Annotated in this window: 5 protein-coding genes; all 5 read left to right on the top strand. The window is 53.9% G+C overall.

Annotation, left to right across the window (positions count from 1 at the left end):
- Positions 1-66: 66 nt before the first annotated feature.
- The gene (gene cysT / locus A918_RS20310; protein ID WP_084664793.1) at positions 67-879 is read left to right on the top strand and encodes a sulfate ABC transporter permease subunit CysT; all 813 of its coding nucleotides are present in this window, start codon (positions 67-69) and stop codon (positions 877-879) included.
- Positions 869-1750 carry a sulfate ABC transporter permease subunit CysW gene (gene cysW / locus A918_RS0112050; RefSeq protein ID WP_022711314.1) on the top strand — a complete coding sequence of 294 codons (882 nt, stop codon included), beginning with the start codon at positions 869-871 and terminating at the stop codon, positions 1748-1750. The genes cysT and cysW overlap by 11 nt, the downstream gene beginning before the upstream one ends.
- A 146-nt stretch (positions 1751-1896) precedes the next feature.
- A complete protein-coding gene (locus tag A918_RS0112045) occupies positions 1897-2937 on the top strand; it encodes a sulfate/molybdate ABC transporter ATP-binding protein (protein ID WP_022711313.1) in 1041 nt (346 codons plus the stop codon).
- 458 nt (positions 2938-3395) lie between these two features.
- A complete protein-coding gene (locus A918_RS0112040; RefSeq protein ID WP_022711312.1) occupies positions 3396-12071 on the top strand; it encodes a GH36-type glycosyl hydrolase domain-containing protein in 8676 nt (2891 codons plus the stop codon).
- 143 nt (positions 12072-12214) lie between these two features.
- A partial coding sequence (gene pncB, locus A918_RS0112035) for a nicotinate phosphoribosyltransferase (protein ID WP_022711311.1) occupies positions 12215-13462 on the top strand: 1248 nt, incomplete at its 3' end.

Raw genomic sequence — 13462 nt, 5'->3', positions numbered from 1 at the left:
AAACCGGATCAGCCACATAAAAGCGGGAAAAAACCGCCCTTCTGGCAGGCATGGCGCAAGCCGTCCATCCTGCCGGGTTTTGGCCTGACACTGGGCTTCAGCGTGGCCTATCTGTCCCTGCTGATCCTGATCCCGCTGATGGTGCTGATGCTCCATGCCGTCGGGGTGGGGCCGGCACGTTTCTGGCAACTGGCAACGGATCCCCGACTGGTTCATGCCTTGCAGGTCAGCTTTTTCAGTGCGATTTTGGCCGCGCTGATTAATGTGGTTTTTGGCGGCATTGTTGCATGGGTGCTTGTTCGTTACCGCTTTCCGGGCAGAAGGCTGGTCGATGCGATGGTCGATCTGCCTTTCGCTCTGCCCACTGCGGTTGCCGGTATTGCGCTGACAGCGCTTTATGCGCCGAAAGGCTGGATCGGTGCATGGCTGATGCCGCTGGATATCCGTATTGCTTTTACACAGGCCGGTATCGTTGTGGCGCTGGTTTTTATTGGCCTGCCATTTGTGGTGCGCACGATCCAGCCGGTGATTGAAGAGATCAGCCGTGAACAGGAGGAGGCAGCGGCAACGCTGGGTGCCAGTCGCTTTCAGACCGTGTTCCGTGTGCTTTTACCTGGTTTGCAACCGGCTATTCTGACCGGTTTTTCGCTGGCCTTTGCCCGTGCGGTCGGGGAATATGGCTCGGTGATTTTTATCGCCGGTAACCGGCCTTATTCGACTGAAATTGCGCCTTTGCTGATCTTCATCAAGCTTGAGGAATTCGATTATTCCGCAGCTACAGTGCTGGCCACGGTGATGATGCTGATTTCTTTTGTGATGCTGCTCATCGTCAATCTGATCCAGACACGGACACGCAGGAGATATGGCTATGGCAGCTAGTGCCGGAAAACTGTTTTCGCGTCGTCTGAAGCATAATCACACGGCGCATAACCGCTCAGCGGTCACAGAAACACCGGCTATGCGCTGGTTTCTGACACTGACAGGGCTGTTGTTTATGGCCTTGTTCATTGTGCTGCCGCTGATCGTAATTTTTGCGCAGGCTTTCAGCAAAGGCACCGGTGCTTATCTGGAAGCACTGACCGATCCGGATGCAGTCTCGGCTATCCGTCTGACTTTGCTGATTGCAGCTATTGCAGTGCCTTTGAATATGGTTTTCGGGATTGCTGCTTCATGGGCGATTGCCAAATTCGAGTTTCGCGGCAAGACCTTTCTCATCACGCTGATTGATCTGCCGTTTTCGGTGTCGCCGGTGATTTCAGGGCTGGTTTTCGTGCTGCTGTTCGGCGGTAATAGTATGCTCGGATCGTGGTTTCAGTCGCATAATATCCAGATATTGTTTGCTGTTCCCGGTATTGTTCTGGCAACGATCTTTGTCACTTTTCCATTTGTTGCCCGTGAGCTGATCCCGCTGATGCAGGAGCAGGGAACAGGTGATGAAGAGGCCGCTTTATCGCTGGGGGCAAGCGGCTGGAAAACCTTTCTCTATGTGACTTTGCCGAATATTCGCTGGGGGCTGCTTTACGGCGTGTTGCTGTGTAATGCGCGTGCAATGGGAGAGTTCGGTGCGGTGGCGGTGGTGTCGGGGCGTATTCGCGGGCTGACGACGACCACGCCGTTGCATGTGGAGATGATGTATAGCGAGAATATCGTGGCGGCATTTGCAGTGGCATCGCTGCTGGCGGGACTGGCGCTGATAACACTCGTTTTGAAGACGATACTGGAAATGCGTTTTTCGCATGACGGGGTTTAGTTTGTAATGCGTTTTGCGCATGAATAGCGCATCCCGAAAAGTGTGAGCGGTTTTCAGGGTACGCTTACAACAAAGAGACAGAGCATTTTGAATGCTCGAATATGAATTGCATTGCACTGGCATGAGGGTGCCTGAAAGGATTGAGAATGGAAGTACGCGTTGTTGAGGTGCGCAAGGAGTTTGAGCAGTTTCCGGCGCTGCACAACGTTTCGCTTGATATTCGTTCAGGCGAGCTGATTGCTTTGCTCGGCCCTTCCGGCTCGGGTAAGACCACTTTATTGCGTCTGATTGCAGGACTGGAAAGCCCGACAGAAGGCACGGTCTATTTTGGCGAGGATGATGCCTCGAATAAAACCGTGCAGGAACGCAATGTTGGTTTTGTATTCCAGCATTATGCTTTGTTCCGTCATATGACATTGGCGCAGAATGTCGGATTTGGTTTGAAAGTACGCCCGCGCTCTACGCGTCCGTCCAAAGCAGAAATCCATAAGCGCGCGGTCGATCTGCTCAATCTGGTGCAATTGCAGGGCTTGGAAAACCGTTATCCGGCACAGCTCTCCGGTGGTCAGCGTCAGCGCGTGGCTCTGGCACGTGCCATGGCGATTGAACCGCATGTATTGTTGCTGGATGAGCCTTTCGGTGCACTGGATGCGCAGGTGCGAAAAGAACTGCGCAAATGGCTGCGTGAGATTCATGACAGCACCGGTCATACGACGGTCTTTGTAACCCACGATCAGGATGAGGCGCTGGAACTCGCCGACCGTGTTGTGGTGATGAGTCAGGGGCGTATCGAACAAGTCGGAACACCGGACGAGATTTATGACAGCCCGAATTCTGCTTTCGTCTATGGTTTTATCGGTGAATCCAGCCGTCTGAATGTGCGTGTGGAGCAGGGGGCACTCTGGTTGGCGGATCGCTCGCTGGGGCTGAAAACCGATCAGGCAGACGGAGAAGCCGTGCTATATTTTCGACCCCATGATGTGGAGCTGGTGGAGGGATGCGGCGGCTGCATTGCCGGTGTGGTCACCGCGACACGGCGTGTGGGCGCCAAGCGCCGTGTTGAGCTGGAAGTCGGCGGTAACCGCGAAATTGTCGAGATTGAAATTCCGGCCGAGAATGAAGCGGTGACCGGTAGTCGTTTGGCGTTCCGTCCGAAATACTGGCGGGTCTTTGCCTCTCAAAACTGAAGAGATACAGCTCGAAAAATGATTCTCTGAAACGCCGGATACGGGGCTGAATTTCGGCTCTGATATCCGGCGTTTTTCTTATCAGAAAGGGGGACTTTCAAAATAATTTAATCCGTTTAAAGTACACTCAGGCAACTTTTCTCACCCTCTGGCATTATATCAAAGCGTGCTGCCCCAGCTTTGTCAGGGCTTGCGCATTGTGGGAACGCAAATTGCAGGGGGTAGCCTGTTGATTTTTATAACGTAAAGTTAAAATCAGCTATGATTTGTGCTTTGCGATTTTACCAAATTCGACCATGGCATTCTTTGCGGACGTAATTTGGTCATAACTGTTTAACACCACCGATCATGCGTGAATCTTCATGAAATTCACGGGATCTGAAGCATGTGTTTGCGGATATGGCAAATCTGACCATCCGTAGCGGAACTTAAATCTTATAAAAGGCTGTAAAAGGCATATGCCGGCTTTGTCTTTCTCTCTTTCATCGTTGTTTTCCCGCCCTGTTGCTGACCGCCTTTTGCCGGTTTTGCCTTTGCCAATCAGGGGGCATTATAAAACACCAGAAGAATTACAACTGCTCGCTGCGGCGCTGGCCCGCAATGAAGCCGTGCGCCTGCCCGATTATGAGAAATTCGACTTTAACAAACGGCTTGCGGAAAATGCCGGTCTGATCCTGCATGCCTATCGCTCGTCCGATGCGGCATCGCGCAACGGCGAGACGATTACGCCGGCTGCCCAGTGGCTGCTCGACAATTATTACGTTGTCGATAAAAGCATGCAGCAGGCACGCCGCGATTTGCCGGATAAGTTTTTGCGCCAGCTGCCGCTGGCAGCCAATATCCATCCGGATGGTGCTGTAGCAAAAAACACCGATGCATCGGCCAATCTGAGCACCGAAGGCCTGCCGCGGGTTTTCGCACTGGCATGGCTCTATGTTGCCCATAGCGACAGTGGTTTCTCGCTCAAAAGCCTGAAAGCACTGATCGACGGTTTCCAGAGTGTGGAACCGCTGCGCATTGGTGAATTATGGGCGCTGCCATCGGTTATCCGTTTCATGCTGGTGGAAAATGCCCGTCGTTTGGCGCTGCGTGTTGAGCGCGCCCGTGCGATGCGCAATTTCGCCAATCGCGTGGCGGACAAGATTGTGGTCGCCTCTTCACCGGAAGAGCTGCAATCCATCCTGACAGAATATAGCGAACCGGCACGCGACGGCACTTTCGCCACGCATCTGCTTTATCGTTTGCGCAGTGCATCCACGGCTACCGGACCGGCGATTGAATGGCTGGAAGCCCAGCTTGAAGCCACCGGACGCGATGTTGAGGAGATTATTGTCGAGGAACATTCCCGCCAGTCCACCGGCGGTATGACCATGGGCAATATTATCCGCTCGCTCAAAACCATTGATGACGTGGACTGGACCTCATGGGTTGAGACTGTCAGCATTATGGATGCGATCCTGCGCGAGAACAGCGATTTCGAAAATCTCGATTTCGCCTCACGCAACAGCTATCGCGTGACCATTGAAAAGATCGCCCGCAATTCCCGTATGACGGAAATTGAGGTGACCAATACGGCTTTGCGGCTGGCGCGTGAAAAATCGCTGCGTGAGCATAAAATCACCGAGCGTGAACAAAGCGGTGCAATTGCCTATTATCTGAGCGGTAATGCCCGCACCGAGCTGGAGCAGATTTGCGGTTATACGCCGCCTTTGTCATCGCGCCTGCTGCGTCTCTATCGCGGGCTCGGCCTGTGGGGGATCGCTGCACCGGTCTGGGCAATGACTATCGGCCTGCTGGTGCTGGTTTATACCGGCATGGGTCGCATCGGTTTTGGCGAGAGCGAACAGCTGCTTTTCACTATCCTCGCGCTGTTCCCTGCCTATGAAGCCTCACTTGGCCTGTTTAATTCGCTGGTGCCGTGGTTTGTACAGCCGAACCGTCTTGTCGGTTATGAATATCGCGACGGTCTGCCTGCCGATGCCCGCACGCTGGTGGCCGTACCAACGCTGATTAATTCGCGCGACAGTGTGGATGAGCATATCCGCAATCTCGAAGTGCATTATCTGACCAATCCGCGCGGTGAGGTCTATTTTGCGATTGTCAGTGACTGGACAGACAGCAATGTGGAAGTCACGCCTGCCGATATGGAAGTGCTGGATTATGCCCGCGAGGAAGTCGCAAGGCTCAATGCGCATTATGCCGGAGAGGATTATGCCACCAATGGTCAGGCGCGGTTCTTCTTCCTGCATCGCCGCCGTCTTTACAATCCGTCACAGGGTTGCTGGATGGGCTGGGAGCGCAAGCGCGGTAAGCTGCATGAGCTGAACCTGCTGCTGCGTGGTGATCATGATACCAGCTTCTTCCCGTCGGATGTGCCGTTGCCGCGCGATATCCGCTATGTGATGACACTGGATTCTGACACCCGTCTGACACCGCAATCGGTGACCAATCTGGTCGGCAAACTGTCACATCCGCTCAATCATCCGGTCTTTGACGAGAAAACCGGCCGTATTACCAGCGGTTACGGTATTTTGCAGCCGCGTGTTACCCCGTCGCTGACCACCGGCGATGAGGCCTCATTTCTGCAGCGCGTCTTCTCCGCCAATCGCGGTATTGATCCATACGTTTTTGCAGTTTCCGATGTTTATCAGGACCTGCTGGGCGAGGGTACTTTCACCGGTAAAGGCCTCTATGATGTTGATGCCTTTGAACGGGTGATGCAGGGCAAGATTGAGGAAAATACAGTCCTCAGTCACGATCTTCTCGAAGGCGGCTATGCCCGCTGTGCGCTCGCCAGTGATGTCGAGGTCGTGGAAGATTACCCGACCGGCTATAATGTTGATATTTCCCGTCATCACCGCTGGGCGCGTGGTGATTGGCAGTTGCTGCCATTCTTGTTCTCAACCGGCAAAGGTGTCAGCAATGTCACCCGCTGGAAAATGGCCGATAATCTGCGCCGTTCGCTCAACCCGATCATGTGGGTGATTGCGTCTTTTGCGGGCTGGTGTTTGCTGCCGCTCGGCGTTGCCACCATCTGGCAGCTGTTCCTGATTTTGGCGATGTTCGTGCCGATGATTTTCGGCATCGTCACCAATCTTATTCCAGTGAATATGGATTATTCGCTGAAAGGCCATGCTCAGTCGGTTCTCACCGATGTGACGCTGGCTTTTGCGGATATGGCTCTGCGTCTCAGCTTCATTGCCCATAGCGCAACGCTGATGGGCGATGCGATTGTCCGTACTTTCTATCGTCTGTTTGTCTCCCGCCGTTATCTTCTGGCGTGGCGCGCGGCCGCGCAGATGAAGTCTTCCGACACGCTGGATTTCTATGTGCGGCTGATGTGGCCGTCGTTGTTGATCGGTGCATTGGCATTCCTGCTTCCGGTATTGTTCGGCAGCAAAGCGGTGCTGATTGCTGTGCCTTTTGCCGTGATCTGGATTGCTTCGCCATGGATTGCATGGGCGGTAAGCCGCTCGGCTAAACCACAGGATACGCTGGAAGTCCGCTCAAGCGATAAAGGCGATCTGCGCCGCTATGCCCGCCGTACATGGCGCTATTTCGAAGCCTTCACCAATGAGGAAGGCAACCATCTGCCGCCGGATAATTATCAGGAAGATCCGGTGGGTATTGTGGCAATGCGCACATCCCCGACCAATATCGGTGTCTATTTCCTCTCTGTGATTTCGGCGCGTGATTTCGGCTGGATCGGCTTCAACGATACGCTGAACCGTATCGGTCTGACGCTGGATACGTTGGAGAAGATGGAGAAATTTCGTGGCCATCTCTATAACTGGTATGAGACTGATACGCTGAAACCATTGCAGCCGCTTTATGTGTCGGCAGTGGATAGCGGCAATCTGGCCGGTCATCTGGTTACACTGTCTTCGGCGCTGGAAGAATGGGCGCAGGCACCGTCCGTCTATCTGCAGGGCGATTTTGAAGGCATTCTCGACGTTAACGACATTCTGGAAGAGGCAATTGCTGCCATTCCGGATGATCGCCGTATTCTGCGCCCACTGCGTCGCCGTTTGGAAGAGCGGATTGCCAATTTCCGCCGCGCTGTGCGTTCCTTCCGCGAGGAGCCGGAAACCGCCTCTTTCCGCACCATCAATATTTCACTCTTCGCCAAGGATATTGAAAAGCTGGCGCTGGAGCTGGATGACGAGCTGGAAACTACCCAGTCGCAGGAAGCGCTGGAATGGGCACGTACACTGGTTGCTACCTGTAAAGCCCATACGGATGATGCGATCGGCGAGCATAATGCTGAAGAACTGCGCATGCAGTTACAGAGCCTTGCCAGCCGCGCCCGTCAGCTGGCTTTTGACATGGAATTCGGCTTCCTTGAGCGCAAGGAACGCCGCCTGCTATCGATCGGCTTCCGCGTGCAGGAAAACGAACTCGATGAGAGCTGCTACGATCTTCTGGCTTCGGAAGCCCGCCTTGCCAGCCTGTTTGCGATTGCCAAGGGCGATGTGCCGGTAGAACATTGGTTCAAACTTGGCCGCCTGCTGGTGCCGGTTGGTTGGAAAGGCGCTCTGCTGTCCTGGTCAGGCTCAATGTTCGAATATCTGATGCCGCCGCTGGTGATGAATGAGCCGCTTGGCTCGCTTCTTGACCAGACCAACAAGCTGGTCGTGCAGCGTCAGATCGAATATGCCACCTCGCGCGGTCTGCCTTGGGGTATTTCGGAAGCGGCCTATAATGCCCGCGATCCGCAGATGAATTACCAATATTCCAATTTCGGTGTGCCGAAACTGGGTCTGCAGCGCGGTCTGTCGCGTAATGCGGTGATTGCACCTTATGCAAGCCTTTTGGCCTCGCAATATCGCCCTGCTGATGCGGTTTCCAACCTGAAGACCTTGCAGAAGCTCGGCGCTTTGGGGCGTTACGGTTTCCACGATGCCGTGGATTTCACTCCGTCGCGTGTGCGTGAAGGTGAAAAATGCGCTGTGGTGAAAAACTATTATGCGCATCACCATGGCATGTCGATTATCGCGGTCAATAATGTGATTTTTGACGGTCGTATGCGCAGCCGTTTCCACTCCGATCCGGTGATTGAAGCTGCTGAACTGCTGTTGCAGGAAAAAGCACCGCGTGAAATTCCGATGGTTTATGCCAAGACGGAAAATCCGATGCGTGTGGACAGCGGTGCCTTTGATGAAGCGCCGATGCGCATTATCGAAGAGCCGTTGAAAGCACCACGCAGCGTGCATCTGATGTCCAATGGTCAGTATTCGCTGATGCTGACGGCTGCCGGTAATGGCTACAGCCGCTGGCATGATCTGGCGATTACCCGCTTCCAACCCGATGCGTCTGAAGGCATGCAGGGCAGCTTCCTGTTCCTGCGTGATATTGAAAGCGGACGCTGGTGGTCGGCGACCGGTGAGCCGTCGCGCCATCTGGAAACAGAAACCAAGACGGTGTTCACGGAAGATAAGGCCGAATTCTATAAGACCTCCGGTGATATCAAGACTGTGGTGGAAACCATTGTCACCACGGATGTCGATGGTGAGGGACGCCGGATTGATATTATCAATACCAGTTCGCGCGACCGTGTGATCGAGGTCACATCCTATGCGGAACTGGTGCTGAATAATCCGGATACGGATGATGCACATCCGGCTTTTGCCAAGATGTTTGTGGAAACGGAAATCGCACCGGACGGCACAACAATCTATGCCAAACGGCGCAAGCGTGCACCGTCAGACACAGAAGTACATGTGGCGCATTTCGTGACTGATCTGTCGGGCGCTGTGCGTGAGACTGAAGCTGAAACTGACCGCCGTGTCTTTATCGGCCGTGGCCGCACGCTGCGTAATCCGGCGGCTTTCGATCCGGAGATGAAGTTTACCGGCAGTCAGGGCACTGTGCTTGATCCGGTTGCCTCATTGCGTACCCGTGTCCGTGTTCCGGCGCATAAAAAAGTGTCGCTGGTGTTCTGGACACTGGCGGGTGGTTCGCGCTCATATCTGGAAGAAAAAGCGGCAGTTCTGCGTTATCCGGAGGCTTTTGCCCGTGAATATACTTTGTCATGGACACGTAGCCAAGTGCGTCTGCATCATGTCGGTATCAAACCGGCTGAGGCGACAGATTACCAGAAAACCGCTGCCTATCTGATCTATCCGGATCGCGCTTTGCGCCAGCCGTCGGAAGTGATTGCTGCGGGTCTTGGTGCGCAGTCTGATCTCTGGCCATTGTCGATTTCCGGCGATGATCCGATTTTCGTGCTGCGGATTGATAATGAGGCTGATCTTGAAGTGCTGCGCGGTGTGCTGAAAGCACAGGAATACTGGCGCGAAAAAGGCCTCACCGTCGATGTGGTTGTGGTCAATGAACGGGCATTTTCCTATGCGCAGGATACCCAGCGTGCAGTTGAATGGCTGACGGAAAGTTTCCGTGTCCGTTCGCAGCATCAGGGACAGAAACAGCACATCTTCACGGTGCGCCGCGATCAGATGAGCGAGACGTCCTATAATACGCTGCTTGCTGCTGCACGGATTGTGATGCATGCGCAGAACGGTTCTCTGGCAGAGCAGCTCAAGCGTATTCAGGAACTCTCCGTTGATCTGGCACATCGCAAAGAAACCAAACCGGAAAGTGCTGATCCGCGTCTGAACCGCCGCGACAGCCGTCTGGCTGCAGAAGCTGATGCCGCACAGCAAAGCGGTGATGGTGTAAAAGCCATCACCAAATTGCCGGGTGTGGCTCCGCGCCAGTCTATAACAAATAAGCCGGTTTCCGGTGACGGGCTGGAATTCTGGAACAGCTATGGCGGTTTTGATACAGACGGCAATTATGTTGTGCGTCTCAATGGTGACCGCACAACCCCGCATCCGTGGATCAATGTGATTGCCAATGCGGAATTCGGCTTCCATGTTTCAGCGGAAGGTTCCGCTTTCACATGGAGCGGTAACAGCCGTGACTATCAGCTGACCCCATGGTCAAATGATCCGGTTTCCAATCTGCCGGGCGAGGCGCTTTATATTGCGGATCGTGACAGCGGTAAGGTCTTCGCACCTGCGGCCAATGTCATCCGCGATGCGGATGTGACCTATGAAGCGCGTCACGGTCAGGGCTTTAGCACATTCACCTCTAAACATGGTGATGTGTTCTGTGAACTGACAATGGCGGTCGATCCGGACAAGCCGGTGCGCCTGACGCGTCTGCGGCTTGTTAATCGCGGCCAGTCGATGAAACGTCTGCGGTTGTATAATTATGCGGAATGGGTGCTGGGCAATGTCCGTGCCAAAAACGCCGCTTATATTGTTCCGCGTTTTGACGAGGAACTGGGCGCACTCTTTGCCCGCAATCCTTATCATACCGACAAGGCAGGGCAGGTGGCTTTCCTGACAGCCAATATTCTGCCGGTATCAGTGACCTCTGATCGTCAGGAGTTTATCGGTGTCACCGGTTCCGTGACAGAACCTGATTGTGTGATGCAGGGCAAATCCCTGTCTGGCACAGTTGAGGCCGGACGCGATCCTTGCGCGGCTCTGAGCTATGATCTGGAACTAAGCGCAGGGCAGACCAAGGACATTCTCTTCATTCTTGGTAATGCTAAAGATGAAGAAACGGCACAGGGACTGATTACCTATAGCCGTGGTCTGGATATGGATGGTCTGCTGGCGCGTACTTCTGGGCAATGGCAGGATTTCACTGCGCCATTGCAGGTGAAAACGCCGGATCGCTCTTTCGATCTGATGGTCAATCGCTGGCTGCCTTATCAGAGCAAGGCTTCGCGTATTCTGGCGCGTGCGGCGTTCTATCAGGCCAGCGGTGCCTATGGTTTCCGCGATCAGTTGCAGGATACGCTGTCTTTGCTGATGCTTGATCCGCTCTTGGCGCGCAAGCAATTGCTCAATGTCGCTGGTCGTCAGTTTGCTGAAGGTGATGTGCAGCATTGGTGGTTGCCGGTCACTGGTGCAGGCGTGCGCACACTGATCTCCGATGATGTGGTGTGGCTGTCATATGCGGCAACGCTCTATACGCAGGTGACCGGCGATCTGGCGGTGCTTGATGAGGAGATTGCTTATCTGCAGGGCCGTGCTTTGGGCGAGGGCGAACATGATGCTTTCTATCAGCCGGAAACCTCCGACAAAACCGATACGGTCTATGAGCATTGCGTGAAAGGGTTGGAACTGGCCATGCAGCGCACAGGTCAGCATGGTCTACCGCTGATCCTTGGCGGCGACTGGAATGACGGTATGAACCTTGTCGGCGTTGAAGGTAAAGGCGAGAGCGTCTGGCTCGGCTGGTTCCTGAGCTATACATTGCAGCAGTTTATTCCGCTGAGTGTTTCGCGTGGTGATACGAGCCGTGCGGAAACTATGCAGAAGCATCTGGATGCTCTGAACAAGGCATTGGAAGAGCATGGCTGGGACGGTGAATGGTATCGTCGCGGTTATTTCGACGATGGCGCACCGCTCGGATCGCATCTGAGCGACGAATGTCAGATTGATGCGATTGCCCAGAGCTGGGCTGTGCTGTCCGGTGTTGCTGATCCTGAACGCGAGATCCAAGCAATGGCATCGCTTGAAAAGCATTTGCTGGATGAAGAGGGCGGCTTGCTGCGTCTGTTCACTCCGCCATTTGACAAGACTGAACATGAGCCGGGTTATATTAAAGGCTATCCGCGTGGTGTGCGTGAGAATGGCGGGCAATATACCCATGGTGCCACATGGGCGATCATGGCGCTGACCAAGCTCGGTCGTGGTGATGAGGCTTACAAGCTGTTCTCGCTGATTAATCCGGTGCATCACGGCGAAAATCCTGAGACCTATCGTGTCGAGCCTTATGTGATTGCAGCGGATATTTATTCTGTTGAACCGCGTCGCGGTCAGGGCGGCTGGACATGGTATACCGGTTCTGCAGGCTGGTTCTATCGTGTGGCGACAGAGGGTATTCTCGGCTTGAGCAAGCGCGGCAATGAGATGTTCCTCAATCCGGTATTACCGTCTGACTGGGATGGTTTTGAACTGGATTACCGTCATGGTGAAGCACTGTATAAAATCACAGTGCGCAATAAAGCCGGTCGGGACAGTCTGAAAGTGGACGGCAAAGCAGTCAAAAAACGCGATGCCGGTATTGCACTGACAACGCAGGGACAGCACGAGATTGTGCTTGAACTGAAATAAGTCAGACTAAACAGAAACTTTAAATAAAGGGCGGTGAGCAATCATCGCCCTTTATTTTTGCTGAATTCTGCTTATGGTCTGTCCAACAAGAATGATGCTCAGGATGAGAATAAATCTCATCGGATCAGATAAGGACATCTGGCATGACCAGAACAGATATTGCGCAGCGCGTTTATAACCATACGTGGAAGCTGGATCCGATTGTTCGCAGTCTGCTGGATACGGATTTTTATAAGCTTTTGATGCTGCAAATGATCTGGGGGCTGTATCCGCAGGTGGATGCGACTTTCTCGCTGATTAACCGCTCGAAAACTGTGCGGCTTGCCGATGAGATTGATGAAGGTGAGTTGCGTGCGCAGCTTGACCATGCCCGCTCATTGCGCATGACCAAAAAGGAAATGATCTGGCTGGCCGGTAATACATTCTATGGTCGCAAGCAGATTTTTGCGCCGGAATTTCTGCAATGGCTCAGCACATTCCAGCTGCCGGAATACGAGCTGACACGCCGCGACGGACAATATGAACTGCATTTCCACGGACCGTGGACGCATACGACAATGTGGGAAATTCCGGCACTGGCGATTATCAATGAATTGCGCTCCCGCGCAGCGATGAAGTCTCTCGGGCCTTTCGCGCTGGATGTGCTTTATGCCCGTGCCAAAGCCAAAATGTGGGGCAAGGTTGATCGTCTGCGCCAATTGCCGGATCTGAAAATCTCTGATTTCGGCACCCGCCGCCGTCATTCGTTCCTCTGGCAGCGCTGGTGTGTGGAAGCGCTGAAAGAAGGCATCGGCGATGCCTTTACCGGCACCAGCAATGTGCTTCTGGCGATGGACACTGATCTGGAAGCGCTCGGCACCAATGCCCATGAATTGCCGATGGTGCTGGCAGCTATGGCCGATACGGATGAAGAATTACGCTCGGCACCTTACCGCGTGTTGCAGGACTGGAACCGCTATTATGGCGGTAATTTGCTGATCGTGTTGCCGGATGCATTCGGCACCACAGCATTCCTGCGGGATGCGCCGGACTGGGTTGCAGACTGGACAGGTTTCCGCCCCGACAGTTCACCGCCTATTGAGGGCGGAGAGCGGATTATTGAATGGTGGAAATCCAAGGGCAAAGACCCGCGTGAGAAATTGCTGATCTTCTCCGATGCGCTGGATGTAGATACGATTGAAGAGACCTACCGCCACTTTGAAGGCCGTGTGCGGATGAGCTTTGGTTGGGGCACCAATCTCACCAATGATTTTATTGGCTGCGCACCGAAACACGTTTCAGGACTAGGAGCCATTTCACTGGTCTGTAAGGTGATTGACGCCAATGGCCGTCCGGCGGTGAAACTCTCGGATAATCCTTCAAAAGCCACCGGCGATCCGGAGGCGGTTAAA

This window comes from Pseudochrobactrum sp. AO18b, from assembly GCF_000409565.1.
Classification (GTDB): Bacteria; Pseudomonadota; Alphaproteobacteria; order Rhizobiales; family Rhizobiaceae; genus Pseudochrobactrum; species Pseudochrobactrum saccharolyticum.
This window is presented reverse-complemented; position numbering and strand designations above follow the sequence as displayed.

What these genes read in the sequence shown, in the direction of transcription:
- cysW (WP_022711314.1), top strand. Translation starts at nt 869, where the DNA reads ATGGCAGCTAGTGCCGGAAAACTGTTTTCGCGTCGTCTGAAGCATAAT.
- A918_RS0112040 (WP_022711312.1), top strand. Translation starts at nt 3,396, where the DNA reads ATGCCGGCTTTGTCTTTCTCTCTTTCATCGTTGTTTTCCCGCCCTGTT.
- A918_RS0112045 (WP_022711313.1), top strand. Translation starts at nt 1,897, where the DNA reads ATGGAAGTACGCGTTGTTGAGGTGCGCAAGGAGTTTGAGCAGTTTCCG.